Below are 26353 nucleotides of genomic sequence, written 5' to 3'. Positions count from 1 at the left end.
TTCCCTCCCAGAACCAGCCGGCAAACTTATCGCGACGTCTCAGACGGGCTCCCAGCCGTCCTTCTCGCCGGCGCGGAAGATGGCGTCGATGACCTTCTGGTTGAGCACCGATTCCTCCAGCGTGAAGACGCGGTCCTTGCCGCCTTGCGCGGCGCGCACGAAGGCTTCGCACTCCAGCCGGTATTGCTGCGTGCCCGGGAAGCGAAACACCTGCGCCTCGCTGTGGTTCTGGTTGTGCAGCTCGATGCGGTGGTGATCGTAGAGCCCGGCATTGAACGGGGCGAAGACCTCGATGAAGCCCTTCTCGCCGTGGAATACCATCACCTGCCGCGCCGCCATCTGCGTCGACAGGTAGAAGGACAGCTCGAAATCGCCGAAGTCGGCGCGGATCGAGGAATAGATGTCGGTGCCGAAAGTCTTGTCGCGCTCGATCGTCGCCTGCACCCGCAGCGGCTCCTTGCCGGTCGAAAAGCGCGTCGACACGGTCGGATAGACGCCGATGTCGGGCAACGCGCCGCCGCCGAGATCGAGCTGGTTGCGCATGTTCTTGGGGTCGACATTGTAATAGGAAAACGCGCCCTGCACATGGCGCAGCCGACCGAGGGCGCCGCTGGCGATCAGGTCGCGCACCTTGATCCATTGCGGGTGGTAGACGACCATGAAGGCCTCGCAGACCAGCACCTTCTTCTCGTCGCGTAGCCTGATCAGCGGCGGAATGTCCTTGGCATCGAGCGCCAGCGGTTTTTCCACCAGCACATGCTTCCCGGCCTCGATCGCCTTCGCCGTCCATTCGACATGCTGCGAGGTGGGCAGCGGAATGTAGACGCCGTCGACCTCCTTGGAGGCGAGCAATTCCTCATAGGAGCCGAACGCATGACGCGCGCCGAAACGCTCGCCCAGCGCCTTGGCCTTCGACAGGTCGCGGCTGGCGATCGCCGACAGGACGCCATTCTCCGACTCCACGATTGCCGGCAAAAGCTGCTCGCGGCCGATCTTCGCCGTCGACAGAACACCCCATCGGAACATCACGCTTCTCCGTGTCGGTTTACAGGCGACGAGGTTTGCCCGAAATCGGTGGAAAAGCCAATGCGTGAGGCAGCCCGCCGTTCCTCGCCCCACGCAGTGGGCTACGGCATGCATCAATTTCCAAGCGGCTGGCCTTTGGCGATAGCGTGCATGGCGGCTTGGCGCATGCATTGTCTTATGTAGCGCTGGTCGACCCCCACTCCGTCTCGGCTTCGCCGAGCCTCCTCTCCCCCGATCGACGGGGTAGAGGAAGGGCGCCAAGCTTTTGCCGTCAACGCTCGTCCAGCAAGGCTCCCTTCCTTTCCCTCCGGAGGGGGGAAAGGTGGCGCTGCGAAGCAGCGACGGGTTGGGGGAATCACATGGCAATCAAGCCTCGGCCTTACCAGTCACTCACAGAAGATGTTCATAGCGTAGACGAAGTGGGGAGAGTTGACCGCACAGCGGACGAGAGGGGCAGCGCTGCCCTTTGCGATTGGAGCAGATCGTCCCGCGTTAACCGAATCGGAAGGAGATGTTTAACGCTTCGTCTCTATGTCCCCTCCCGGGAGGCACCACAGAGCGAGCATGATGAACGATAGCCCCGAAAAGCGAAACGAATGGCGTGCCATCTTTTACGTGCAGGCGCGCGTCGCCATCCTGTTTGTGCCGGTTGTGCTCAGCCTTCTCCTCATCGGCATCTTCGCCGGCAATGAGCGCAAATCCGTGCGAGACGCCGTCGATCCGACCGTGACGAGCTCGGTGCGCTGAACAAGGCGTCGCCCGGCCGGCTTGCCCTGCACCGTCAAACAAACTTCGGGATCGGGCCGTTCTGCGGCGTCGTGTCGTCGCCGAGATCGATGAACACCTCGTCGACGAAGCACCAGCCCCAGCCTTCCGGCGGGTCGTAGCCCTCGATGATCGGATGCTGCGTGGCATGAAAATGCTTTGTCGCGTGGCGGTTGGGCGAGTCGTCGCAGCAGCCGACATGGCCGCAGGTCCGGCAGAGCCTCAGATGCACCCACCACGAGCCGCTCTTCAGGCATTCCTAGCAGCCGAGCGCGCTCGGCGTGACCTTTTTGATGTCCTTCGTATGCCTGCATTCGTCCATCATGGTCTCCTGGGCGGTTTGGCCTGTTGGTTCTAGAGCGTGATCCCGAAAAGTGGGAACCGGTTTTCGGAGAAAGATCATGCTCCAACAAGAGTTGGACCGTGATGGCGATTCAACGAACCGCCGTCACGGTCTAGCGGCGCCGTCCCGCGCCAGATAGGCATGCAGCGCCGCAACCACCTGCGCGCCTTCGCCGACGGCGGCAGCGACGCGCTTGGTCGAGCCGCAGCGCACGTCGCCGATGGCGAACACGCCGCTGCGGCTGGTCTCCATCAGCCCGTGCCCCGGTGTCGTGTCCGGCCCGGTGCGCACAAAACCCTTGGCATCCAGCGCCACGTTGCAGTTCGCAAGCCAATCGGTGTTCGGGTCGGCGCCGATGAACAGGAAGAGGTGGCGGATGGCGCGCGTCGTCTTTTCGCCGGTCGCCCGGTTGCGCCAGTGCAGCCGCTCGAGATTGCCGTCGTGCCCCTCCAGCGCCGCGACCTCGGTCTCGGTCAGCACCTCGATGTTGGGCTGTGCCTTGATGCGCTCGACCAGATAGCGAGACATGGTAGCGTCGAGGCTGTCGCGACGCGCCAGCAGCGTCACCTTGCGCACCTGGCTCGCCAGATAGACGGCCGCCTGTCCCGCTGAATTGCCGGCGCCCACCAGCGCCACCTCCTGGTCCAGGCAAAGCCTGGCCTCGATTGGCGAGGCCCAGTAATGCACCGAAGTGCCCTCGAACTGCGCGAGGTTGGCGATATCGAGGCGGCGGTAGCGCGCGCCGCTGGCGATCACCACAGCGCGTGAGCGCACGATCTCGCCGTCGCCGATGGCCAGCCTGTAGCGGGCGCCGTCGCCAGCGTCGTCCAGCAGCTTCGCCTCATCGGGGATGACCATCTCGACGCCGAATTTCTGCGCCTGGTTATAGGCGCGCGCCATCAGCGCCATGCCGGTGATCCCGGTCGGGAAGCCGAGATAGTTTTCGATGCGGGCCGAGGCGCCTGCCTGTCCGCCGAAGGCGCGGCAATCGAGCACGATGGTCGACAGCCCTTCCGAGGCGGCATAGACCGCCGCCGCCAGCCCCGCCGGCCCGGCGCCGACGATCGCCACGTCATAGATCTTGTCAGCATCGATCGGCCGCAGCAGGCCGACGCAGCGGGCAAGCTCGGTCTCGCCCGGATTGTGCATCAGCTTGCCGTTCGGACACAGCACGATCGGCAGGTGGTGCGGGTCGACATGAAAGCGCTCGATCAGCGTTTTCGCGCAAGGGTCGGTGTCGGAATCGAGCGCCCGATGCGGCAGGCCGCTGCGCCGCAGAAAGCCCTGCAGCCGCAGCACGTCGCCATTGCCGGGCGGGCCGATGACGACCGGCCCGCTGGCGCCGCTTTCGAGCAGGCCGACCCGGCGCAGGATCAGCGCCCGCATGACGCGCTCGCCGAGATTGGCCTCCTGCACCATCAGGTCGCGCAGCCGCTGCGAGGGGATGACGATCGCCTCGACCGGCTCGACCGCCTCGGCATTGACCAGCGACGGCCGGTTCGACAACTGCGCCAGCTCGCCGACGAAATTGCCGGCGCGGTAGCTGATGATCGCCTCGCGCGGGCCAAGCCCGCCGGCCTGGGTGATGTCGACCTTGCCCGACAGGATAAGGATCAGCCCGGGCGAGACCGCGCCGGCTGTCACGATGTGGTCGCCGGCGGCATAGGCGCGTGCCTCGCCAAACCGGCGCATGCGCCCGATATCCGCGTCGCTGAGCACGGGAAACATCTGGTCGCGGCGCGCGGCGATGGTCGGGCTGACGGAAGGGGCCATGGGCGGACCGTAGCGTCAGGGGCGGCTGGTTTGAAGCGGTTTGTTGGGCGACTGGCTGGAAGGGGGTTGGCTGCTATGCCTTCATCTATCCGAGCGACGTCGCCAGCTTGCGCAGCGTCCCGCGCGGATCCTCGGTGATGACTGAGCCATGCGAGACAAGGATGCGCTTGAGCGCCGGCTGTTCGGCCCATTGTCTCAATTGCGCCGCGAGTGCCGCCTTGTCGCGGACCATCGTCAGCTTGACCGGCCAGGGTATATGCGGCTCATCACCGGCAAATCCCATCATGCGCAATGCCCAGCCTGCAAAGCCGGATGCGCCGCGGATGTTGCCGACGATATCGTTGAGAACGAGCGTCGTGCCGTTCGCTCCGTCAATTTGCAACGCCGCTTCGCGATCACGGGTTCCGGGGACCGTGACGAGCTTGACGTCGGGATCCCCAAAGTCGCCGCGCGTCGCATCGACATGTACCGCCTTCTCGACGCTGTTGAGCGCGCCAGCCGGTGCAATCACCTGAAGGGCGGGATAGCGATTCTTCCATGGCTTTGCATCGAGCCGGTGATGATCATTAGGGACGATCAAGAAGGCCGGCTGGCCGAAGGCCTCGATCTCGCGCATCTGTTCGTCGTCGAGCGCGATGGCGCTGAAGATGACAAGCCGCCGGTCGCGCAGTCGCACCACGGTCATGCGCCGTTTCATGTTGCCAATTGGCATGGGTATGTCGCCGGTCACCGTCAGAATATCGTCGTCGACAGGAGAGAGCCTGCCATGCGGCAGAACCTTCCACTCCTTGAACGGCGCGGGCATCACGGAACCTCGGGTTAACCGGCAAGATAGGAACGGTTCAACGCGAGATGAGTTGCAGGGCACAAAAAGCCCGGAAAATCCGGGCTTTTTTGCTCATCGCGTCAGATCGTCTGAAACGGGAATTTGGTGCCCAGAAGAGGACTCGAACCTCCACTCCTTGCGGAACACGGACCTGAACCGTGCGCGTCTACCAATTCCGCCATCTGGGCTGGTGGGCGCTCTAGTAAGCGGGCAAACGGTATGTGTCAACGCGGTTTTTTCGTCGATGGCCGCGCTGCCCCTCATTGCCCTGCCGGGTATTTTCTCCTCGTGAGCGGGCTACGCCATGCACACATCGTTCTGTGATTGGCGTGACTGATCAGGCCGCGGCTTGATTGCCACGTGGTTCCCCCAATCCGTCGCTGCTTCGCAGCGCCACCTTTCCCCCCTCCGGAGGGAAAGGAAGGGAGTGTTGCTGGACGGGCGTTGACGGCAAAAGGCTTGGCGCCTTTCCTCTGCCCCGTCGATCGGGGGAGAGGTGGCTCGGCGAAGCCGAGACGGAGTGGGGGTCGACCAGCGCTGCATAAGACAAGGCATGCGCCAAGCTGCCATGCACGCTATCGAGAAAAACCAGCCGCTTGGAAATGTGCGCATGCCGTAGCGTGAACGGGGAGAAGGAAGCTCACCCCTCCAGCACTTCTTTCTTCGCCACGGTGGAATCGGCGTTGAGCTTGTAGATCACCGGCACGCCGGTGCCGAGCTCGAGCTTGACGATCTCCTCGCCCGACTTGCCGTCCAGCGCCATGATAAGCGCGCGCAACGAATTGCCGTGCGCGGCGACCAGCACGGTCTCGCCGCGCAGCACATGCGGCTGCACCTCGTGCAGGTAATAGGGCCATACGCGCGCGCCGGTATCCTTCAGGCTTTCGCCGCCGGGCGGCGCGATGTCGTAGGAGCGGCGCCAGATATGCACCTGCTCCTCGCCCCATTTCTTGCGCGCGTCGTCCTTGTTGAGGCCGGAGAGGTCGCCATAGTCGCGCTCGTTGAGCGCCTGGTCGCGGATCGTCTTCAGGTCGCTTTGGCCGACGATGTCGAGGATGTGCTGACAGGTCACCTGCGCCCGCTTCAAGGCAGATGTGTAGGCGATGTCGAATTTCAGGCCGCGCGCCTTGAGCTTCTCGCCGGCGGCAAGCGCCTCGGCGGTGCCCTGCTCGGTCAGCCCGACGTCGCGCCAACCGGTGAACAGGTTCTTCAGGTTCCATTCGCTCTGGCCGTGGCGCACGAGCACGAGAGTTCCCGACATGTTTGCTCCTATGGAATGGTTTGGATAGGGATCAGCTCAGGCCGAGCACGTCCCGCATGGAATAAAGCCCCGGCTTCTTCGCGCGGGCCCAAAGCGCGGCTTTCACGGCGCCGCGGGCGAAGATCGCCCGGTCCTCGGCATGGTGGGAAAGCGTGATGCGCTCGCCGGTGCCGGCAAGGATCACGCTGTGGTCGCCGACGACGGAGCCGCCGCGCAGCGTGGCGAAGCCGATCGAGCCCGCCTTGCGCACGCCGGTATGGCCGTCGCGCACCCGCACGCTATTGTCGGCAAGATCGATGCCGCGCCCTTTCGCAGCAGCCTCGCCGAGCAGCAGCGCCGTGCCGGACGGCGCGTCGACCTTGTGCCGGTGATGCATCTCCAGGATCTCGATGTCGAAATCGTCGAGATCGAGCGCCTTCGCAGCCTGCTCGACCAGCACCGCCAGCAGATTGACGCCGAGGCTCATATTGCCCGATTTGACGATCGTGGCATGACGCGCAGCGGCGGCGATCCTGGCATTGTCGTCGGCCGAGCAGCCGGTGGTGCCGATGACATGGACGATGCGCGCCTGCGCGGCATAGCCGGCGAATTCGACGCTTGCCGCGGGCGCGGTGAAATCGAGCACGCCGTCGGCCTTGGCGAAGGCCGGCAGCGGATCGTCGACGATCGGCACGTTGATGATGCCGATGCCGGCGAGCTCGCCCGCATCCTTGCCGAGATGGGCCGAGTCCGGCCGCTCGACCGCGGCGGCGACGCGGGCGCCGGGCATTGTGTGGATGGCGCGGATCAGCGTCTGGCCCATGCGGCCGGCGGCGCCCACCACCACCAGGCCCATATCGCCGGCTTCACTCATGCGCTTCTCCTGACGGTCTTCTTGGCGCGGCTGCGCGATGCGGTAGTTTGGGCCGAAGTCTGGCTTGCCTTGACGTCGTCGACAAGCCCCAGCCCCTTCTTGCCCTGTATCCGGTGGAAGCGGGCATAGATGCTGTGCGGGTCGGCCATCAGCGTCGCATGCGTGCCTTCCTCGACCAGCCGCCCCTCCTCCAGCACGATGATGCGGTCGGCATTGACCACGGTCGACAGCCGGTGCGCGATCACGATGGTGGTGCGCCCTTCCATGACATGGGTCAGCGCTTCCTGCACACGCGCTTCCGCCTCGTTGTCGAGCGCCGAGGTCGCTTCGTCGAGCAGAAGGATGGGCGCCTGGCGCACGATGGCGCGCGCGATCGAGACGCGCTGGCGCTGGCCGCCCGACAGCGTCACGCCGTTCTCTCCGACCGGCGTGTCGTAGCCTTGCGGCTGCTGGCGGATGAACTCGTCGGCGGCCGCCTGTTTCGCCGCCTGCTCGATCTCGGCGTCGGTGGCCGAAAGCCGGCCGTAGCGGATGTTGTCGCGGATCGTGCCTTCGAACAGATAAGGCGCCTGCGAGACATAGGCGATCGATTGGCGCAGCGACCGCTTCGTCACTTTCGAGATGTCCTGGCCGTCGACTTCGATCGAGCCCTGGTCGACGTCGTAGAAGCGCTGCAGCAGCGCCACCAGCGTCGACTTGCCGGCGCCCGAGGCGCCGACGATCGCCGTCACCTTGCCGGCGGCGGCGGTGAAGCTCAGGTTTCGCAGCACCGGCATGTCGGCGCTGTAGCCGAACGTCACATTGTTGAAGCGCACCTCGCCGGTGGTGATCTTCGCCTCAACCGCGTCGGGCGCGTCGCCCTGCTTCGGCTCGAGGTCGAGCAGCTCGTAGATCATGCGCGCATTGACCAGCGCGCGTTCCATCGTGACCTGCATGCGCGCCAGGCGCCGCGCCGGATCATAGGCAAGAATCAGCGCGGTGATGAAGGAAAACACCGCGCCCGGCGGTTGGCCGAGATACAATGCCCGATAGCCGGAATAGGCGATGACGGCGGTAACGGCGAGACCGGCCAGCATGTCGGAAATCGGCGACAGCCGCTCGGAGACGCGGGCGATCTTGTTGCTGCGCTGCTCGGCCGTATCGGCCATGATGCCGATGCGGCGGGCCAGCTCGTCCTCCATGGTGAAGGCCTTGACGATGGCGATGCCTTGAACTGCCTCCTGCACCGAGCCGCTCAGCCGCGAGTTGATCAGCACGGATTCGCGGTTGATCTTGCGCACCCGGCGGGTGATGTAGACGACGGCCCAGATCAGCGGCGGCCCGATCAGCAGCGAGCTCAGCGACAGCACTGGATCCTGATAGATCATCAGGCCGACGAGGCCGACCAGGGTCACCGCGTCGCGGGTGATCGAAATCAAGGTCAGCGACAGCAGGTCGCGAATGCCGCCGACATTCTCGTCCAGCTGCGCCGCCAGGCGCCCGGAACGCGTATCGTTGAAGAAATTGACGCCGAGCTTCATCAGTTGGTCGAAACAGCGTTTCTGGTACCGGGCGACGAGATTGTTGCCGATCGTGGCTAACATCACCGCCTGGCCGTAACCGGCAAAGCCGCGCACGAGGAAGGCGCCCATGAAGCCGGCGCAAATCCACCAGACGGCGCCGCTGCTCCGTTCGTAGAAGATTTGATTGACCATCGGCGCCATGACCCAGGCCGAGAAGGCGGTCGCGCCCGAAACCAGCAGCGAGCAGACGATGACGACCGCATAGGACCAGCGATGGTCATAGCCGTTTTCAGCGACGATACGGCGCAGCACCGCCGTGACCTCGGCGGGCCGGCTTTTTGCCTTGTTTGGATTTTGAAGTGTCAAATCGAAGCGCTTCGTGGATTCTCGTAAACGTCAGGACGCCTTTTTCGCACCCTCTTAGCGCCCCGGCTACGGCTTGCCTATGGCGAAACTTCGTCGCGCCGTCCCGAGCGCCGGAGCGATCACACCCGCCAGTGCCGCCCCGCCGTCCGCACGCCGAACAGCGAAGGCGTCCTGGCATAGGCGGCAAGCCCGAGCAGCGCCGCCAGCGGATGGGTGATGACGTAGACCGGCATTTCGCGCATCAGCGCGCGGTGCGGCGCCTTGTCCTCGAAGGCGGCGCGGAAATTGCCCGCTTTGAGCGCCGGCACGATCTTTTGCGCGATGCCGCCGGTCAGGAACACACCGCCGCGGCCCATGAACACCAGCGCCAGGTCGCCCGCGGTGCGGCCGAGGCAGGTGACGAACAGCGCCAGCGCCTCCTCGGCCACCGGATCGGACTTCGAAAGCGCCGCCGCCGTGACCTCGGCCGGCGTGGTCAAGGGCGTCGGCCTGCCGTCCGTGCTGGCCACGGCGCGATAGACATTGACCAGGCCGCGTCCGCACAGGATCTGCTCGCCGGATATGCGGCCCTCGAGCTTGTCGATATGCGGGAACACTTCGAAGTCGCGCGGCGTGCGCGGGCCGATATCCATATGCCCGCCCTCGCCCGGCACCGGTATCCAATGATCGAGCGCATAGATCAGCCCGGCGACGCCGAGACCCGTTCCGGGACCGAGCACGACCCGGCTCGCATTGGGTTCCGGCGTGCCGCCGCCGATCTTTTCCATATGCTCTTCGCCGAGCGCCACCACGGCCAGCGCCTGCGCCTCGAAATCGTTGAGCACGACGACCTCGCCCAGACCCAGATTGGCAAGCATCTGCCGGGGCCTCACGACCCAGGGGCAGTTGGTGAGCGGGATCTCGTCGCCGTCAACCGGCCCGGCGACCGCCAGCACCGCCGAGTTCGGCTGGATGGACGAGCGGTCGAGCACCGCCGCCTGGATCGCCTCGTCGATGGTCTTGAAATTCGCCGTCTGGACGATCTGCGGCTCGGTGGCTTCCGAATTGGCGTCGAGCACGATCGAGAAGCGCGCATTGGTGCCGCCAATGTCGCCGATCAGGACCGGAAACCGCAGTCCCTTCTCGTCTTCGCCTGCCATGCTCTTGATCGTCCTCGTTGCGGCGCCGCTGCGCCGTTTCAATCGATTGACTAGCGCATGACCCCGCAAAGGGGAAGCCCGCTTGCGCCTTAGAGCAATTCCAGGAAAAGTGAGAGCGGTTAGGCTCGGCGCCCGCGCCGTAGCTTTCCGTCCGGAATTGCGTCAAAGCGAAGAGATAGGGCGTTCGCCGCTTCGTGAAACGGTGAAACGCACTAGTTCCCGGGCCTTGGCCTCGGCAGCGGGATGCCGATCTTTGGCGTCGGCGCGAAAGCGCTTGCCGCCGCCGGGATCGGGGCGTTGCCGCTGGAGATCGTTTCCGCCGGCTCGGTCGGCTGCGGTTCGGCCACGGCCACCGCGGCATCGCCGCCGCCATGATAGGTCACGGCCTCCAGCGAGGGCGCGTCCGGCGCATTGACCACGTCCTGGCATTGCTTGGGCAGGTTGGCCATCGTCATCAGGTCGCGCGCCTTGGGCGCATCCGGATTCTTGTTCGGCCGCCACGGCTCCTCGGTGAACCACCAGGCCAGCGGCTTGCCGCAGCCATCGTCGTCCGGCGTCGTCTCCTGCCCCTTGCAGAAGCGCGAGCCCGGCTGGCAGCCGATGCGCATATGGAAATGATAGTCGTGGCCCCAGAACGGCCGGATCTTGCGCAGCCAGGAGCGGTCGCCGGTGACGGTGTCGCAGAGCTTCTTCTTGATGCCGGGATTGACCAGGATGCGCTCGACCTCAGGATAGCTCGCCGCGCGCTTCAAAAGCCGCGTATGCGCCGGCGTCCACAGCGCGTCCTTCACCAGATGCGTTTTTTCGTCGACCATCAGCGTCGCGCTCATGGTCTCGCGCTGCGCGACGGTCAGCGGCCGCTTCGGCATCGGCGTCAGCCAGATATCGGCGTCGAGCCCGATCTGGTGCGAGGCGTGGCCGGTCATCATCGGTCCGCCGCGCGGCTGCGAGACATCGCCGACCAGAAGCCCCGGCCAGCCATCCGCCTGGGCATCGCGCGAAAGCTTCTCGATCAGCGCGATCATCGCCGGATGGCCCCAGCGGCGATTGCGCGACGGGCGCATCACTTCCCAGGTCGGACCATCCATCGGCAGCGCGACGCCGCCGGTGAAGCAACCTTTGGAGTAGAAGCCGAAGGATTGCGCGGGCGCCACGGCCGGCAGCTTTCGGGCGCCGAACAACTCCTTGGCACGAGGTTCGGCCGAAATAGCGACAGCCGCCAGCGCGGCGAGCGCCACCAGCGCCAGCGCGGCGGTCAGGAACGGCTTGCGGTCAGGCAGCGATCGCAAATTCATCAGGCTGGGTCCCTCTCCAGTCTATCCGTTTGCCGCGCGTCAAGCGACCTGATCAGGAACGAATCATACCACGCCGCGCGTCACACAGCGATCAAAGCAGCAGAAGATGATCGTCCTTCGGCATCATCCTCGCATCGGGCTGCGCGGCTCTCCGTCCCGCCAGTTGCCCTCAGCCCACATCCGCTCCAGCGCCACCCGGTAGTTGGGAAACCGGAAGCGGTAGCCGGCCGCCTTGATCGCCTGATTCTCAACGCGCTTGTTCTCGCCATAGAAAGACCGCGCCATGGGCGAAAGTTGGGCGGTCTCGAAAGGAATTTCGGGCGGCGGCTCGATCCCCATCAGCCCGGCGGCGTAAGCCACGACGTCCTGCGGCGGCGCCGGCTCGTCGTCGGTGACGTTGAAGATGCCGCCGAGATTGTTTTCCGCCAGAAGCCAGAGCGCCCCGGCGATGTCGTCGCAATGAATGCGGTTGAACACCTGTCCTGGCTTGACCAGCCGTCTTGCGGTGCCGTCCTCGAGATTGGCCAGCGCGTTGCGGCCCGGCCCGTAGATGCCGGAAAGCCGCAGGATCGCCACCGGTTTGCCGATCGCCCGGCCAAGCTTCAGCCATTCCTGTTCGGCAGCCACCCGCATCACCGAACGCTTCGACACCGGCCGGCACGCGCTGGTCTCGTCCACCCAGGCGCCGCCATGATCGCCATAGACGCCGACGGTCGAGAGATAGCCGATCCACTCCAGCGCCGGCATCTTTGCCCGGATCGTCTCGCTGGCGGCGTTGAGCACCGGGTCGCCGGCCTCGTCGGGAGCGATCGAGATGATGAGATGCGTGGTCCTTGCGAGCGCTTCACCCAGTTCAGTCGATAGTGCGCCGTCGAATCGCAAGGACTCGATGCCGGCCGACCGTAGCGCCTCGAACTTCTCCGGCGTCCGAGTCGTGCCGGCGACCGGCGCGTGTTGCGCGTTGGCCCGCGCGAAAGCTTTGGCCGAATAGCCGGCGCCGAAGATGAAGAAGCGTCTTTCGCCCATCGATGAACCCCTTCGATCGGCCTTCGCCGGATATGCCGGCACCGCCAGCCATTCCTCGCGGACCGTCGCATCCGTCTCGGCTTTCGCAGCTGTGGCGGCAAGATCGCCAAATTCGCGGTCGGAGAGCAGTCGCGACAGGGCCCAGATTGCCGCACCCCGCACCAGCGGCGAGGGGTCGCCCAGCAGGCGGCGCACAATGGGCGTTAGCGACGCATCGCCCGAATTGCCGGCGGCGATCAGCACGTTGCGGACAAAGCGGTCGCGGCCGATGCGCTTGACCGGCGAGCCAGAGAAGAAAACGCGGAACGCCGCGTCATCGAGCGCGAGCAGCTCCGAAAGCGGCGGCTCGCGAAGATCGGCGCGCGCGGCCAGCTTTGCCTCGGATGCCGCGCTGGCGAACTTGTTCCACGGGCAGGCGGCCAGGCAATCGTCGCAGCCATAGATGCGGTTGCCGATCTTGTCGCGGAACTCGCGCGGGATCGGCCCCTTGTTCTCGATGGTCAGGTAGGAAATGCAGCGCCGCGCATCGAGCCGGTAGGGCGCGGGGAACGCGCCGGTCGGGCAGACGTCGAGGCAGGCTCGGCAGGAGCCGCAATGGTCGATTTCGGGCTGGTCCGGCTCCAGCTCGGCCGTGGTGAAGATCGTGCCGAGGAACAGCCACGAGCCATGCGCGCGGCTGACCAGGTTTGTGTGCTTGCCTTGCCAGCCGAGCCCCGCCGCTTCGGCAAGAGGCTTTTCCATCACTGGTGCTGTATCGACAAACACCTTCACGTCGCCGCCTGCCTTCGCCACGATCTTGCCGGCGATCTCCTTCAGCCGGCCCTTCATCACGTCGTGGTAGTCGCGGTTCTGCGCATAGACCGAGATCGCGCCGCGGTCGCGCTTTTCGAGGACATCGCGCGGGTCGCGGTCCGGGCCGTAATTCATGGCGAGAACGATGATGGAGCGCACCTCCGGCCACAGCGCCGAGGGTTCGGCGCGGCGCTGAACAGTGTCGGCGATCCACTCCATCGAGCCGTGGAAACCGTCGGATACGAATTCGGCGAGCCTTGCCGGCGCCAGCGGGATCGCGTCCGGCCGGGTCACCGCGACAGCCTCGAAGCCGGCGCGGCGCGCCTCCGCCTCGATCAGCGCGCGCAAGGTTTCAGAAGTCGAGGTCCGCATAATGCGATACCGGCGAAAGGCCGCGCACCCGGTCTGAAAGCAGCGGCCGGAACGACGGCCGCGATTTCACCCGCGTGTACCATTCGCGCGCGGCGCCATGTTCGCGCCAGTCGATCTCGCCGAGATAATCGAGCACCGAAAGCGTCGCCGCCGCCGCGAGATCGGCATAGGTCACCTTGTTGCCGGCCAGCCAATGGCGCGTGCCGGCGAGCCAGTTGGTATATTTCATGTGCTGGCGGATGTTGGCGCGCGCGGCGCGGATCGCGGCCGAGTCCGGCGAGCCGCCGCCGGCGGTTTCCGGCATGACCGGCTTCAGCACGCGCTCGCGCACCAGGTGGCGGGTCACTTCGCTTTCGGCCTTCGCCAGATACCAGTCGGTCAGCCGGCGGATTTCGGCGCGCTGCATCGGATCTTCGGCGAACAGCCGCCTGTCGCGCTTGAGCACACCGCGTGTCTCGTCGAGATATTCGGCAATCACCATGGCGCCGACGATCGGCACGTCGCCTTCGGCAAGCAGGATCGGCAGCGTGCCGGCCGGGTTCAGCGCCAGGAACTCCTTGCGCCGCGTCCACGGCTTTTCCTCGATCAGCGCCAACTCCTCGCCATACTCGCCGAAAGCGAGGCGCACGAAGCGGCAGGTGGCAAACATGGGATGATGGAAAAGCGTCAGCATGGTTCCGCGATGAAAAGGCGCACTGGCGAATCGGTGTCAGCGCCGATAAGTCTTGGCCGCCCGATTCCAGGGACTGTCATGGTGTTGCGACCTATAGGGGGACTTCCGCCCCATGACAAGCAAGCCCTTCCCTTAGCCGTCATTCAAAAGCAGAGGTTGCCATGGAAAGCCAGACCATCGTCGAAGCGCTGCTGCTTGGGCTGCTGGAGGGCCTGACCGAGTTCATCCCGGTGTCCTCGACCGGCCACATCCTGCTTGCCGGCCATTTCCTCGGCTTCCATTCCACCGGCAAGGCCTTCGAGATCCTGATCCAGCTCGGCGCGATCCTGGCGATCCTCAGCGTCTATTTCGGCAAGCTGTGGCAGATGCTGATCAAGCTGCCCAGCGACCCGCAGACCCGGCATTTCGTCATCGGCGTCCTGATCGCCTTCCTGCCGGCTGCCGTGATCGGCGCGCTGGCGCATGATTTCATCAAGACCATATTGTTCGAATCGCCCCGGCTGATCTGCATCATGCTGATCATCGGCGGCGTGGTGCTGCTCATCGTCGACCGCATCAACCTCAAGCCGGTCCACCACGATGTCGAGGACTTCCCGTTGAGCGTCTATCTCAAGATCGGCCTGTTCCAGTGCCTGTCGCTGATCCCCGGCACCTCGCGCTCCGGCTCGACCATCGTCGGCGCGCTGCTGATGGGCGTCGACAAGCGCGCGGCGGCCGAATTCTCCTTCTTCCTCGCCATGCCGACCATGGTCGGCGCCTTCGCCTTCGATCTTTTCAAGAACCGCAACGTGTTGACCTCGGCCGATTTGCCGATCATCGCCGTCGGCTTCATCGCCGCCTTCGTCACCGCGCTCATCGTGGTGCGCTTCCTGCTCGATTACGTCTCGCGCAACGGTTATTCGCTGTTCGGCTGGTGGCGGCTGGTGGTTGGAGGACTCGGGTTGGCGGCGCTGATGGTCTGGGGGTGAACTGAGGTCGCTCTCTTATACTGCTTCGTCGAGTTCCTTCGCGCCCCCCTCTGCCCTGCCGGGCATCTCCGCCACGAGGGGGAAGATTAGCAGTTCCGCCAGCGGCACCACCTCTTGCAACGTTGGCGATTGGCGAAGCGAGAGCGACATCTGATCTCCCCCCTCGTGGGGGAGATGGCCGGCAGGCCAGAGGGGGGCGCTGTCCCGCCAGCCCATCGCCGTTGGGCAGACCCTCAACTCTTCCCGTAAAACGCGTTCTCGACATGCACCGGCCAGCGCCAGGGCAGCACCGCCACCATGTCGAAGCGCATCGACAGCCGGCCGTAATCCGGCTGGCGCGACAGCCACAAATCCGCGGCACCCTCGATGCGGCGCTCCGATTCGCGGCCGATCGCTTCCATCGCCTCGATCAATGTCCGCCGCGCCTTGACCTCGACGAACAGCACGAGGTCGCCGCGCCGGGCGATGAGGTCGATCTCGCCGAGCCTGGTGCGGTGGCGCCGGGCAAGGATGCGATAGCCTTTCAGCATCAGCGCCAGCGCCGCCAGCCACTCGCCGCGGTGGCCGCGCCGATAGGCCTTTCGGCGATGGCCGACCGTGCGTTCAGCCATCCCCGTCCGCCTTCAGCTCCAGCAGTCGCCGATAAAGCGCCTGCTTCTGCCCGCCGGTCATTTTTGCCGCTTCCGCTGCAGCCTTCGATGCCGGCATTTCGGCCGCAAGCGAGAGCAGGAGGCGGTCGATGTCGGCCGGCTGGTCCTCCGCCGCTTCGGGCGGACCGACACAGATAACGATCTCGCCCTTCGGCGTGTCGGCCGCCGCATAGTGGTCTGCCAACTCGGCAAGCGTTCCGGTGCGCATCTCCTCGAACGTCTTGGTCAGCTCGCGCCCGATGGCGGCTTTCCGCGCGCCGCCCAGCGCCTCGACCATGGCGCCGAGCGTCTCTGCCAGACGGCGCGGCGATTCGAAGAAAATCAGCGTCGCCGGCACCTGCTTGAACGTCTCCAGCTTGGTCAGCCGCTGCCCGGTCTTCACGGGCAGAAATCCGGCGAACAGGAAAGCATCGGAAGGAAGGCCGGAAGCGGTCAGCGCCGCAAGCGGAGCCGAAGGTCCAGGGATGGGCACGACGCGAATGCCGCGCTCCAGCGCCTCGCCGACCAGCCGGTAGCCGGGATCGGAGACCAAAGGCGTCCCGGCGTCGGAAATCAGCGCGACGCTCTGTCCGGCGGCCAGCGCCTCGATCAGCTTCGGCCCGGCCTCGCCCGCATTGTGCTCGTGATAGGCGGTGGTGCGGCGGCGGATGCCGTAGCGCTCGAGCAGCACCCGCGAGACGCGCGTGTCCTCGCAGGCGACGATGTCCGCTGCGGCCAGAGTCTCCAGCGCGCGCAGCGTGATGTCGGCCAGATTGCCGATCGGCGTCGCCACCAGATAAAGCGCCGGCTGAAGCGGCCGCGCCGCGATCTCGCTTTGTCCGATCAGATAGCTGCGTTTGTCGCCGGTCACCGAATGCCCCTCATTCCGAGCAATTCCAGGAAAAGTGCGTCGCGGTTTTCCGTCCGGAATTGCGTAAGAACCAAATCTGTTTCGCATGGCTGACGCCCCGTTGCAAAATGTGAGGTCGAGGCAACGAAATCGCCTTGCCTTTGCCACAGTGCGGAACGAAACCCACATCGGCGAATTTAACCCCTGATTCCCCGGGAGGAGGCAGGACCGAACGATGCCCAATCGCTTCGATATTTTTATCAGCCGACTTGAAAGCAAGACCGCCCGCGAGGGCATCCCTCCACACCCCATCGCCGCCGAGTCCGGCGCGCGCCGCGACAAGGCCGACCAGAAGCCTGTCCGTCACGGCGAGGCGCATGGCGAGAAGCACCGCGGCAAGCACCGCCAGAAGCACGACGCTTAAGGCGTCGCGTCCATCGTCATTGGCCGCGAGCGGCCCCACTTCGTCATTCCAGAGCGAAGCAAGGAGCGAAGCGACGCGCGCAGACCCTGGAGTCCAGGCCGTTACATAGACGTTCCGCCAGCGGTGCAGAATTCTGTTCCGCAGCGTCCTGCGCGTTGGTCACGGAATGGATTCTCGGGTCAAGCCCGAGAATGACGAACGCGCGGGAAACGCCACATCTCAGAGAGGGAAAACCAGCGCTACTCGTCCATAATCTCGCGTATTGATTTCGTAAGCGGTATGTACTGATCCAGAGTAAGTCCGTTCAAGTCGAATTCTATCGAATCGTCTTTTGCGATTGTCCTTAGATTTATCCCCGACATAAGTCATGAAGCTGCGCACGACGTCAAACTCGCTCAAGCCCGATGTTTTGTGTTTCTTCGATTTCTGGTTTCTGATGAACACGGTCACTGCTTCATAGAGGTCGGGATGCTCATGGGATTTCGAAATCTCGGTCAATCCAAACTCAAAAACATCATCCGTGTTTAAAGTTCGCAGCGTCTCATGGATCAGGAACTTCATTGCAGGTCCCATTGGATGCATGGAAATGGCATTCGGCTAGGCAAGCCAAATATCTAACATCATCGCGCAGACTGACAAATCAATTGGCTGCCGCGCTACCTGGCCAAATCCGCCACCACCGCATCCAGCACGATCATCCCCGCCGTCGTGGCGCGCAGGCGGGCGTTGCCGACAGGCGCCACCAGGCCTTCTTCCTGCAGCACCGAAAGCCGCGCGCTTGAAAGGCCGCGACCCGAGAGCGCCTCGTAGCGCTGCAGGTCGATGCCTTCGGCCAGCCGCAGTCCCATCAGCAGGAACTCGTCCGCCTCCTCGGAACGCGTCAGGATCTCGCCGCCGGTGACGCCGTGGCCTTTGGCCTCGACCAGATTGGCCCAGGTTTCCGGCATTCTTTCCGCGATGGTCACCGTGCGGCGGCCGTTCTCGACGAAGCGGCCATGCGCGCCGGGGCCGACGCCGACATATTCGCCATAGCGCCAATAGGTGAGGTTGTGCCGGCTCTCGGCTCCCGGCCGCGCGTGGTTGGAAATCTCATAGGCCGGCAGGCCTTGCGCCGCCGTTGCCTCCTGCGTCAGCGCGTAGAGGTCGGCAGCATGATCATTGTCGGGCAGCGTGAATTTGCGTGCCGCGTAAAGCGCGTGGAAGGGCGTGCCTTCCTCGATGGTCAGCTGATAGAGCGAAAGATGGTCGACGGCATGGCCGATCGCCTGTTCCAGCTCCGCCCCCCACGCCTCCGGCGTCTGGCCTGGCCGCGCGTAGATCAGGTCGAAGGACAGCCGCGGGAAGATTTCGCGCGCGAGGCCAATGGCGTGCAGCGCCTCCTCGACATTGTGCAGTCGGCCGAGAAAGCGCAGATCCTTGTCGTTCAGCGCCTGCACGCCGAGCGAGACGCGGTTGACGCCGGCGGCGCGATAGCCGCGGAAACGCTCGGCTTCGACCGAGGACGGGTTGGCTTCCAGCGTCACCTCGATGCCGGCCGGCACCGTCCAGTTCTTCGCCACGGCCTCCAGGACGGCGGCCACCGTTTCCGGCTTCATCAGCGACGGCGTGCCGCCGCCGAGAAAGATGCTGGTCACCTCGCGTGGCCCGGTGCGGGCCCGCATGGTCTTTAGCTCCGTCTCGAAGGCGCGGGCAAAACGCTCCTGGTCGACCGGCTGGTGGCGGACATGGCTGTTGAAGTCGCAGTAAGGGCACTTGGCCGCGCAGAACGGCCAGTGGATATAGACGCCGAAGCCGGGGCTGCGGTCGAGCGGTAGGGGCACTGCGCTCATGCGGATCCTGACCGCGCCAAATCCAATCTGGCCAAATTCAATCGCACTTCGGCGAATTTCTGAAAGGCGCGGGCGCGGTGCGAAAGCGCCCTCGCCTGGCCGGGCCTCCAGCCATGCTTTTCTTGCGCGCTCATCTCGCCAAAAGTCTTGTCGAAACCGTTGGGCAGGAACACCGGATCGTAGCCGAAGCCGAGCGTGCCGCGCGGCGGCCACACCAGCCTGCCTTCGGCCTCGCCGCGATAATATTCGGCCTCGCCGTCGGGAAATGCCAGGCAGATGACGGCGACGAAGCGGCCGGTGCGCTGCGCGGGCTCCGTAGCGCCAACCTCCTGCAGCGCCACCTCGGTGCGCTGCATGGCCATGCCGAAATCCCTGCTGCCGTCCGGCGTCTCGGCCCAGTTGGCGGTATAGACACCGGGCGCGCCGTCGAGCGCGTCGACGCAGAGCCCGGAATCGTCCGACAGCGCCGGCAGGCCGGTCGCCTTGGCGGCGGCATATGCCTTGATATAGGCGTTCTCCTCGAAGGTGGTGCCGGTCTCGTCGGGTTCGGGCAGGCCGTATTCCTTGGCCGATTTCGCCTCGAATCCGAACGGCGCCATCAGGTCGGCCAATTCGCGCAGCTTGCCTTCATTGTGGCTGGCGACGACGATCTTTTTTCCGTTGAGCGAGTGCATCAGAAACCCCAGATCCTTGGCTCGGCGAACTCGATCGAATTGCCCGACGGGTCGCGGATATAGATCGAGTGCCCGCCCTGCGGCCATTCAAAATCGCTTTCGATGGCGATGTTGTTGGCGGACAGATGCTTGCGCCATGCAGCGATTTCATCGGCGGTTGCCGCAAAGCAGAGGTGCCCTTCGCCGGCCGTGCCGTGCGGCGGCACCTTCAGCCGAGCGTCCGGCGCCGGCGGGATTTTCGTAGCGTCGGCATTGAAGAGAAGCAATACGCCGTCGCCGCAGCGGAAGAAGACGTGGCGCCCTTCGACCTTGCCCAAGGCTTCGAGGCCGATGATGTCGCGGTAGAAGGCTTCGGCGGCGTGTAGGTCTGTGACGTAGAGGGCGGATTCGAGAATTGCGGAGGGTATCACGAGGCCCCCCTCTCTGCCCTGCCGGGCATCTCCCCCTCAAGGGGGGAGATTAGCTGTGGCCGCGCCGGCACCTCTTCTGCAGCATTGGTGATTGGCGAAAGCCGGCGTGACATACAATCTCCCCCCTTGAAGGGGAGATGGCCGGCAGGCCAGAGAGGGGGGCCTAGGCTCGGCATTCGAAAACCTAAGCCACCGCCATCTGCTGCAGGCTCACCAGGCGCGAAATACCCTTCTTCGCCAAGCCCATCAGCGCCGCGAACTGCTCCTCGGAGAAAGGCTCGCCCTCGGCCGTGCCCTGGATCTCGACGATGCCGCCCTTGCCGGTCATGACGAAATTGGCGTCGGTGCCGGCCGAGGAATCCTCCAGGTAATCAAGATCGATGACCGGCTGGCCGTCATGGATGCCGCAGGAAATCGCCGCGACATGGTCCTTCAGCACCTTGGCGACGCTCACCATCTGGCGCGCTTCCATCCAGCGCAGGCAATCGTAGAGCGCCACCCAGCCGCCGGTGATCGAGGCCGTGCGGGTGCCGCCATCGGCCTGGATGACGTCGCAGTCGACGGTGATCTGCTGCTCGCCCAGCGCCTGCAGGTCGACCACGGCGCGTAGCGAGCGGCCGATCAGCCGCTGGATCTCCAGCGTGCGGCCGCCCTGCTTGCCGGCGGAAGCTTCGCGCCGCATGCGCTCGCCGGTCGAGCGCGGCAGCATCCCGTATTCGGCCGTCACCCAGCCCTTGCCGGAATTGCGCATCCAGGCCGGCACCTTTTCCTCCAGGCTCGCCGTGCACAGGACATGCGTGTCGCCGAACTTCACCAGGCACGAGCCTTCGGCATGCTTGGAGACGCCGCGCTCGAAGGAGATGGCGCGCATTTCGTCGGCTTGGCGTTTGGAGGGGCGCATTCGGCCTTCTTTCTTGTCGTTTCCGGAATCGTGGCCGGCTTGTAGACGCATGCGGGGCAAGTCGCAAAGGAAAAGGACGCCGCGCAGGAAAACGGGCCGCGCGACTGCGAACGCGCCACCGGTGACCGCAAACGCGGCACCGTGTGACCGCGAGCGCGGCACCGGGTTGCGCCGCCGTAGCTTAAGTCTATATCTTTCGGCAGGAGGTTTCTCGCCGGAATGAACAAACCAGTCGATCCGACGTCGCAGTCGCCGGTACTTCAGTCACTCGACATGCGCTCGCGCGATATCTTCCGGCGGATTGTCGATTCCTATCTGCGCGACGGCGAGCCGGTCGGCTCGCGCAGCCTGTCGCGCATCCTGCCCTCCTCGCTGTCGCCCGCCACCATCCGCAACGTGATGAGCGACCTCGAGCATCTGGGGCTGATCTACGCGCCGCATGTTTCCGCCGGGCGGCTACCGACCCAGACCGGGCTGCGCTTTTTCGTCGACGCCTTCATGGAGCTGGGCGACCTTTCCGACGACGAGCGCCGCACCATCGAGGCGCAGGTGCGCGCCTCCGGCTCGGGCGCGACGCTGGAGCATATGCTGACCGAGGCCAGCCAGATGCTGTCGGGCATGTCGCGCGGCGCCGGCCTCGTGCTCGCCTCCAAGCACGAGGTGGCGCTGAAGCACATCGAATTCATCCAGCTCGAGCCCGCAAAGGCGCTCGCCGTGCTGGTGTCGCAGAACGGCGATGTCGAGAACCGCGTCGTCGACCTGCCGGCCGGCACCACCGTGTCGCAGCTGCACGAGGCGTCCAATTTCCTCAATGCGCATATCCGTGGCCGGACGCTGGCCGAGGCGCGGGCGGAAATCGCCCGCATCAAGGACGAGACCAGGGCGGCCCTCGACACGCTGTCGCAGGATCTGGTCGAGAAAGGCCTCGCGGTCTGGGCCGGCGCCGAAAGCGGCCTGCCGGCGCGCCTTATCGTGCGCGGCCGCGCCAACCTCCTGGAAAACGTCACCGCTCAGGCGGACATAGAATTGCTTCGCCATCTGTTCGAGGATTTGGAAACCCAGGACGGACTGCTGCAGCTGCTCGATCTCGCCGAAGAGGGGCCGGGCGTGCGCATCTTCATCGGCTCGGAGAACAAGCTGTTTTCGCTGTCCGGCTCCTCGCTGGTCGTCGCCCCCTATCGCGACAAGGACGCCCGCGTCGTCGGCGCGCTTGGCGTCATCGGGCCGACCCGCCTGAACTACGCCCGCATCGTGCCGATGGTCGATTACACTGCACAACTGATTTCCCGCATGCTTCGTTAGGTGTATCGATATTCAGGTGAGGCCGGCCTGACCTGAACCTCGACACAGCTGAGGGTGCTAAGGAGAAGAACATGGCGCTGGAATCGCTCAAGGCCCAGATCAGCCTGCTACTCGAGGAAATGGTGAACCAGCCCGAGGACGAGCACGAGATCCAGGAGCAGCTGCGCGAGAAATTGAGGGAGATGCGCGCCATGGGCCTGCCCCTGCCGGCTGATCTCGTCGAGTTGGAAAAGCGCCTCGACGACGACCTGGATGCCGAAGAGGCCTGAGGCCGGCAAGTCACGTGCGCGAGCTTCTCTTTTCGATCGTTAGCCCAATATGTTCTGTCTCCGGGGCCTTATCGACTGAGGCACCCGAAGGCAGGACATAGTGGCAGAGACGGAGGACAGCATGATGCGGATCGCCGGCCTTGCGGGCCTCGCGCTGGTTTTTGCCACGGCTGCCTTTGCGCAGCAGGCCGGTCAGCCCTTGCTCAGCGGCGAAAAAGCTTTCGGCGACTGGAAAGCCGACCGTCCGGGCGTGCGCCGGCTGCTGAAACCTGAGGATTTGCCGAAACCCGACATGACGGAGTCCGCGTCGAACGGCGGCGGCGTCACCGAGCGCCCCGAGGATGCGAAGCCAAAGCTTCCGCCTGGCTTTTCCGCCGAACTGATCGCATCCGGCATCGACAGTCCCCGCGTCGTGCGGGTGGCGCCGAACGGCGACCTCTTCGTTGCCGAGAGCCGGGCGAACCAGGTGCGCGTCTATCGCCTGGCGGAAGGCAGCGCCAAGCCTGCACAGGAGTCGATCTTCGCCAAGGGCCTGACCCGGCCCTACGGCATCGCCTTCTACCCGCCGGGCGACAAGCCGCAATGGGTCTATGTCGCCAACAGCAACAGCGTCGTCCGCTTCCCCTATCGCGAGGGTGACCTGGAAGCGTCGGGCAAGCCGGAAACCATCGTCGCCAAAGTCCCCGCCAGCCACCACTGGACGCGCGACATCGCCTTCTCGCCCGACGGCAAGACGCTCTATCTGTCGGTCGGCTCCGGCTCCAACATCGCCGAGGACATGGGCGCGAAGCCGAAGGGCGGTGTCGAGGCGTGGACGAAATCGCAGCCGCTGGGCGAGGCCTGGGGTCCGGAACAGGGCCGCGCCGACGTGCTGGCCTTCGACCCCGACGGCAACAACCGCAGAACCGTCGCCACCGGCCTGCGCAACTGTTCCGGCATGACCATGCAGCCGGCGACGGGCGCGCTCTGGTGCGTCGTCAACGAGCGCGACGAGCTTGGCGACAACACCCCCTTCGAATATGCCACCGCCGTGAAGGACGGCGCTTTCTATGGCTGGCCCTGGTATTATATCGGCGACAATGAGGACCCGCGCCACAAGGGCGCCCGCCCCGATCTCGCCGGCAAGGTCACGGTTCCGGACGTGCTGATGCAGGCGCATTCGGCGCCACTCAACATCGCCTTTTATGATGGCGCCAACTTCCCGGCCGATTTTAAGGGCGACGCCTTCGTCACGCTGCACGGCTCGTGGAACCGCAATGTCCGCACCGGCTACAAGGTGGTGCGGCTGAGATTCAAGGACGGCAAGCCGACCGGCGAATACGAGGACTTCGCCACCGGCTTCGTCATATCCGACGACGCGGTCTGGGGCCGGCCGGTCGGCGTCGCCGTGGCCAGGGACGGCGCGCTGATCCTCACGGAGGACGGCAACGGCACGATCTGGCGTGTTGCGTATGGTGGGTAGCTCCCCCAACCTCGTCATTCCAGGGCGGAGCAGCCGCGAAGCGGCGTCGCGGAGACCCTGGAATCCATTCCGTGACCCTGATCAAAGAGTGCAGCGGCGCAGAATTCTGCACCGTTGTGGCGCTCGGAGGTCACGGAATGGATCCTCGGGTCTGCGCGCGTCGCTTCGCTCCTTGCTCCGCCCGTGGATGACGAGGTTGGGACGCTCCAGCCAATCTCCAAGGCGCCCGCCGGGCGACCGGCCAAATGCCCGTGCCAGTCGCGCTGGCGTAACGAATTCCAGTGCGAGGGAATTACCGTCGATCCGGCATCGTGATAAAAACCCAGCCCCACATACGCCAGGCCAGAACCAATGACACTCGCCGGATTCCTTGCCTACAGCGCCGCGCTCGGCGTCGCCGCCGCCATTCCGGGCCCCGGCGTCACGGCGCTTGTCGCCCGCGCGCTCGGCTCCGGCTTCCGGTCCTCGCTTGCCATGTCGTTCGGCCTGATGCTCGGCGACCTCACCTATCTCACCGCCGTCGTGCTCGGGCTCGCCTTCGTCGCGCAGACCTTCGGCATGGTCTTCCTCGCCATCAAATGGGCCGGCGTTGCCTATCTTGCTTTCCTCGCCTGGCGCTTCTGGACCAGCGGCATCACGCCCGAGACCGTCGAGGCGCGGAAGGCCAAAGGCGGGCTGGTGTCGAGCTTCATCGCCGGGCTGACGGTGACGCTCGGCAATCCCAAGACGATGATCTTCTATCTCGCCATCACGCCGACCATCGTCGACCTGAAGACGATCACGCTCGCCGACTACGCGATTCTTGCGATGCTCACCGTGGCGGTTCTGTTCGTGGTGCTGGTGCCTTATCTGGCGCTCGCGGCCAAGGCGCGCTGGTTCCTGAAATCGCCGCGCGCGCTGAAGGTGCTGAACCGCACCGCCGCCGGCTTCATGATGGGCGCGGCTGCCGCCATAGCGGCGCGCCAATAGGTTCCAATCTCAACCGATCCCGGATTCGGCCAAACTATTCCTGAAACCCGGCTTGGCGGAAAATGCATTTTCGGCCGCGGGCGCTTTTGAGCAACCGCCCCACTCGGATATTTTCCAGCCTCAGCCTATCTTGCGCGGCTGAAAGCCTTATTCTGTCTGCCTGTGCCATTGCCTTGGGAGCGAAACCAATGAACAAGCCCGTCACCTCCGCGCGCGTGCCCGGCCGCGGCCGCGTCTTCAACTCGATCACGGAGACGATTGGCGACACGCCGCTGGTCAGGCTGGACAAGTTTGCCAGGGAGAAGGGCATCGTCGCCAACCTTCTGGCCAAGCTCGAATTCTTCAATCCGATCGCCTCCGTCAAGGACCGCATCGGCGTCGCCATGATCGAGGCGCTGGAGGAGGCCGGCAAGATTTCGCCCGGCAAGACCACGCTGATCGAGCCGACTTCCGGCAACACCGGCATCGCGCTCGCCTTCGCCGCCGCCGCCAAGGGCTACAAGCTGATCCTCACCATGCCAGAGACCATGTCGGTCGAGCGCCGCAAGATGCTGGCGCTGCTCGGCGCCGAGTTGGTGCTAACCGAAGGCCCGAAAGGCATGAAGGGCGCAATCGCCAAGGCCGACGAGCTCGCCGCCACGCTGCCCAACGCCATCATCCCGCAGCAGTTCGAGAACCCGGCCAATCCCGAAATCCACCGCCGCACCACGGCCGAGGAAATCTGGAACGACACCAATGGCGAGGTCGACATCTTCGTTGCCGGCATCGGCACCGGCGGCACCATCACCGGCGTCGGCCAGGTGCTGAAGAAGCGCAAGCCTTCGCTGCACGTCGTGGCGGTCGAGCCGGAAGCCTCGCCGGTTCTGTCCGGCGGCCAGCCCGGCCCGCACAAGATCCAGGGCATCGGCGCCGGCTTTGCGCCCAAAATCCTCGACACCTCGATCTATGATGAGGTCGTCAGGGTCTCGAACGAGGATTCGGTCGCCAATGCGCGTCTTGTCGCGCGGCTCGAAGGCGTTCCGGTCGGCATCTCGTCGGGCGCCGCGCTCCAGGCGGCAATCGTCGTCGGCTCTCGGCCGGAGAACAAGGGCAAGACCCTCGTCGTCGTCATCCCCTCCTTCGCCGAGCGCTATCTCTCGACCATCCTGTTCGACGGGCTGGGGGCTTAGGTGCTTTAACGCCCCCACGGTCGTCATCCACGGGCGGAGCAAGGAGCGAAGCGACGCGCGCAGACCCGAGGATCCATTCCGTGACCTCAAGGCGTAGCACCGGTGCAGAATTCTGCTCCGCTGCGCTCTTCGATCAAGGTCACGGAATGGCAACTGTGTTCATGCGAATGCGGTTTTGTCGCGAATGATAGCGTTGAGGACGACCAGGAGCTTCCTTGCGACGGCGATGATAGCGAGCTTCTTGGAGCCCGACCGGGCAGCAAGTGCGGTGTAGAAGGTCTTGAAGCGCTCACAGGTTCGAATGGCAGTGAGGGCTGCCATGTAGAGGGCGCGGCGCACACGTGATCGCCCGCCCTGGATCTGGCTCCTGCGGTTGAGCTTGCCGCTCTTGTTGTCGAACGGGGCAAGGCCGACGAGCGCGGCGATTGCCTTGGGTGAGCGCTTGCCGAGCTCGGGCAGGAGCGCCAGCAGCGAGAATGCGCCGA

General features: G+C 65.0%; 26 protein-coding genes, 1 tRNA gene and 2 pseudogenes. 7 read left to right on the top strand and 22 right to left on the bottom strand.

Features of this window, described 5'->3' with window-relative positions; all coding sequences use genetic code 11:
* Positions 1-39 precede the first annotated feature (39 nt).
* Positions 40-1026 carry a Gfo/Idh/MocA family oxidoreductase gene (locus tag CK219_RS17195; protein ID WP_095767945.1) on the bottom strand — a complete coding sequence of 329 codons (987 nt, stop codon included), beginning with the start codon at positions 1024-1026 and terminating at the stop codon, positions 40-42.
* A gap of 564 nt (positions 1027-1590) precedes the next feature.
* On the opposite strand from CK219_RS17195, the gene CK219_RS17190 reads away from it, so the two are divergent.
* On the top strand, positions 1591-1773 hold the full coding sequence (locus tag CK219_RS17190) for a hypothetical protein (protein WP_095767944.1): 183 nt from the start codon (positions 1591-1593) through the stop codon (positions 1771-1773).
* 34 nt (positions 1774-1807) lie between these two features.
* On the opposite strand, the pseudogene CK219_RS17185 reads toward CK219_RS17190, so the two are convergent.
* The 12 genes and pseudogenes from CK219_RS17185 to CK219_RS17135 form a co-directional block, all read right to left on the bottom strand.
* Positions 1808-2116, bottom strand: a pseudogene (locus CK219_RS17185) (UBP-type zinc finger domain-containing protein).
* Positions 2117-2239: 123 nt separating this feature from the next.
* Positions 2240-3907: a cyclic nucleotide-binding domain-containing thioredoxin-disulfide reductase gene (locus CK219_RS17180; protein ID WP_095767943.1), complete on the bottom strand. Its 1668-nt coding sequence runs from the start codon at positions 3905-3907 to the stop codon at positions 2240-2242.
* Positions 3908-3992: 85 nt separating this feature from the next.
* Positions 3993-4712 carry a hypothetical protein gene (locus CK219_RS17175; RefSeq protein WP_095767942.1) on the bottom strand — a complete coding sequence of 240 codons (720 nt, stop codon included), beginning with the start codon at positions 4710-4712 and terminating at the stop codon, positions 3993-3995.
* A gap of 124 nt (positions 4713-4836) precedes the next feature.
* Positions 4837-4921, bottom strand: a tRNA-Leu gene (locus tag CK219_RS17170).
* A 452-nt stretch (positions 4922-5373) separates the two neighbouring features.
* Positions 5374-5994 (bottom strand): 2,3-bisphosphoglycerate-dependent phosphoglycerate mutase, encoded by a 621-nt coding sequence (locus CK219_RS17165; protein WP_095767941.1) that lies wholly within the window; start codon positions 5992-5994, stop codon positions 5374-5376.
* A 31-nt stretch (positions 5995-6025) separates the two neighbouring features.
* Positions 6026-6847, bottom strand: a complete 822-nt coding sequence (gene dapB / locus CK219_RS17160; protein WP_095767940.1) for a 4-hydroxy-tetrahydrodipicolinate reductase — start codon at positions 6845-6847, stop codon at positions 6026-6028.
* Entirely contained in the window at positions 6844-8715 is a 1872-nt protein-coding gene (locus CK219_RS17155; RefSeq protein WP_095767939.1) for an ABC transporter ATP-binding protein, read from the bottom strand. The genes dapB and CK219_RS17155 overlap by 4 nt, the downstream gene beginning before the upstream one ends.
* Positions 8716-8834: 119 nt before the next feature.
* The gene (locus tag CK219_RS17150) at positions 8835-9854 is read right to left on the bottom strand and encodes a glucokinase (RefSeq protein WP_095768196.1); all 1020 of its coding nucleotides are present in this window, start codon (positions 9852-9854) and stop codon (positions 8835-8837) included.
* A gap of 212 nt (positions 9855-10066) precedes the next feature.
* Positions 10067-11149, bottom strand: coding sequence for a penicillin-insensitive murein endopeptidase (gene mepA / locus CK219_RS17145; RefSeq protein ID WP_095767938.1), 1083 nt, complete (start codon positions 11147-11149; stop codon positions 10067-10069).
* A 123-nt stretch (positions 11150-11272) separates the two neighbouring features.
* Entirely contained in the window at positions 11273-11896 is a 624-nt protein-coding gene (locus CK219_RS32725; protein WP_348628338.1) for an SDR family oxidoreductase, read from the bottom strand.
* A gap of 327 nt (positions 11897-12223) precedes the next feature.
* Positions 12224-13339, bottom strand: a pseudogene (queG, locus tag CK219_RS32200) (tRNA epoxyqueuosine(34) reductase QueG); the annotation flags it as partial.
* Entirely contained in the window at positions 13320-14012 is a 693-nt protein-coding gene (locus CK219_RS17135) for a glutathione S-transferase family protein (RefSeq protein ID WP_095767936.1), read from the bottom strand. The pseudogene queG and the gene CK219_RS17135, both read right to left, overlap by 20 nt.
* A 161-nt stretch (positions 14013-14173) precedes the next feature.
* Between CK219_RS17135 and CK219_RS17130 the strand changes: the two genes are divergently transcribed.
* Positions 14174-14980 (top strand): undecaprenyl-diphosphate phosphatase, encoded by an 807-nt coding sequence (locus CK219_RS17130; protein ID WP_095767935.1) that lies wholly within the window; start codon positions 14174-14176, stop codon positions 14978-14980.
* 233 nt (positions 14981-15213) lie between these two features.
* On the opposite strand, the gene CK219_RS17120 is transcribed toward CK219_RS17130, so the two are convergent.
* The 8 genes from CK219_RS17120 to rph form a co-directional block, all read right to left on the bottom strand.
* A complete protein-coding gene (locus tag CK219_RS17120; protein WP_095767933.1) occupies positions 15214-15591 on the bottom strand; it encodes a YraN family protein in 378 nt (125 codons plus the stop codon).
* Positions 15584-16480, bottom strand: coding sequence for a 16S rRNA (cytidine(1402)-2'-O)-methyltransferase (gene rsmI / locus CK219_RS17115; protein WP_176477050.1), 897 nt, complete (start codon positions 16478-16480; stop codon positions 15584-15586). Before rsmI ends, CK219_RS17120 begins: the two co-directional genes overlap by 8 nt.
* Before the next feature lie 10 nt (positions 16481-16490).
* Positions 16491-16922 (bottom strand): hypothetical protein, encoded by a 432-nt coding sequence (locus tag CK219_RS31710; RefSeq protein ID WP_176477049.1) that lies wholly within the window; start codon positions 16920-16922, stop codon positions 16491-16493.
* Between the two features lie 180 nt (positions 16923-17102).
* Entirely contained in the window at positions 17103-17444 is a 342-nt protein-coding gene (locus CK219_RS17105; RefSeq protein WP_095767931.1) for a hypothetical protein, read from the bottom strand.
* 95 nt (positions 17445-17539) lie between these two features.
* Positions 17540-18712: a radical SAM family heme chaperone HemW gene (hemW, locus tag CK219_RS17100; protein ID WP_176477048.1), complete on the bottom strand. Its 1173-nt coding sequence runs from the start codon at positions 18710-18712 to the stop codon at positions 17540-17542.
* Complete coding sequence (gene rdgB / locus CK219_RS17095; protein ID WP_095767930.1) at positions 18709-19386, bottom strand: RdgB/HAM1 family non-canonical purine NTP pyrophosphatase; 678 nt, start codon at positions 19384-19386, stop codon at positions 18709-18711. The genes hemW and rdgB overlap by 4 nt, the downstream gene beginning before the upstream one ends.
* Entirely contained in the window at positions 19386-19796 is a 411-nt protein-coding gene (locus CK219_RS17090; RefSeq protein ID WP_095767929.1) for a VOC family protein, read from the bottom strand. The genes rdgB and CK219_RS17090 overlap by 1 nt, the downstream gene beginning before the upstream one ends.
* 184 nt (positions 19797-19980) lie before the next feature.
* Entirely contained in the window at positions 19981-20697 is a 717-nt protein-coding gene (rph, locus tag CK219_RS17080) for a ribonuclease PH (protein ID WP_027169620.1), read from the bottom strand.
* 219 nt (positions 20698-20916) lie between these two features.
* On the opposite strand from rph, the gene hrcA reads away from it, so the two are divergent.
* From hrcA to cysK, 5 genes are all read left to right on the top strand, one after another.
* Positions 20917-21999: a heat-inducible transcriptional repressor HrcA gene (gene hrcA / locus CK219_RS17075; protein WP_095767927.1), complete on the top strand. Its 1083-nt coding sequence runs from the start codon at positions 20917-20919 to the stop codon at positions 21997-21999.
* Positions 22000-22070: 71 nt separating this feature from the next.
* Positions 22071-22268, top strand: coding sequence for a hypothetical protein (locus tag CK219_RS17070; protein ID WP_095767926.1), 198 nt, complete (start codon positions 22071-22073; stop codon positions 22266-22268).
* Between the two features lie 121 nt (positions 22269-22389).
* Positions 22390-23730: a sorbosone dehydrogenase family protein gene (locus CK219_RS17065; protein ID WP_095768193.1), complete on the top strand. Its 1341-nt coding sequence runs from the start codon at positions 22390-22392 to the stop codon at positions 23728-23730.
* 351 nt (positions 23731-24081) lie between these two features.
* Positions 24082-24699: a LysE family translocator gene (locus CK219_RS17060; protein WP_095767925.1), complete on the top strand. Its 618-nt coding sequence runs from the start codon at positions 24082-24084 to the stop codon at positions 24697-24699.
* Positions 24700-24887: 188 nt separating this feature from the next.
* A complete protein-coding gene (gene cysK, locus CK219_RS17055; RefSeq protein ID WP_095767924.1) occupies positions 24888-25868 on the top strand; it encodes a cysteine synthase A in 981 nt (326 codons plus the stop codon).
* Between the two features lie 159 nt (positions 25869-26027).
* On the opposite strand, the gene CK219_RS17050 is transcribed toward cysK, so the two are convergent.
* Positions 26028-26353 (bottom strand): transposase (locus tag CK219_RS17050; RefSeq protein WP_141245370.1); only part of this gene is annotated, 326 nt, incomplete at its 5' end.

Source organism: Mesorhizobium sp. WSM4313 (genome assembly GCF_002294725.1).
In the GTDB taxonomy this organism is placed as follows: Bacteria; Pseudomonadota; Alphaproteobacteria; order Rhizobiales; family Rhizobiaceae; genus Mesorhizobium.
Note: the sequence above shows the minus strand (reverse complement) of the source record. Positions and strands in the feature narration are given on the sequence as shown.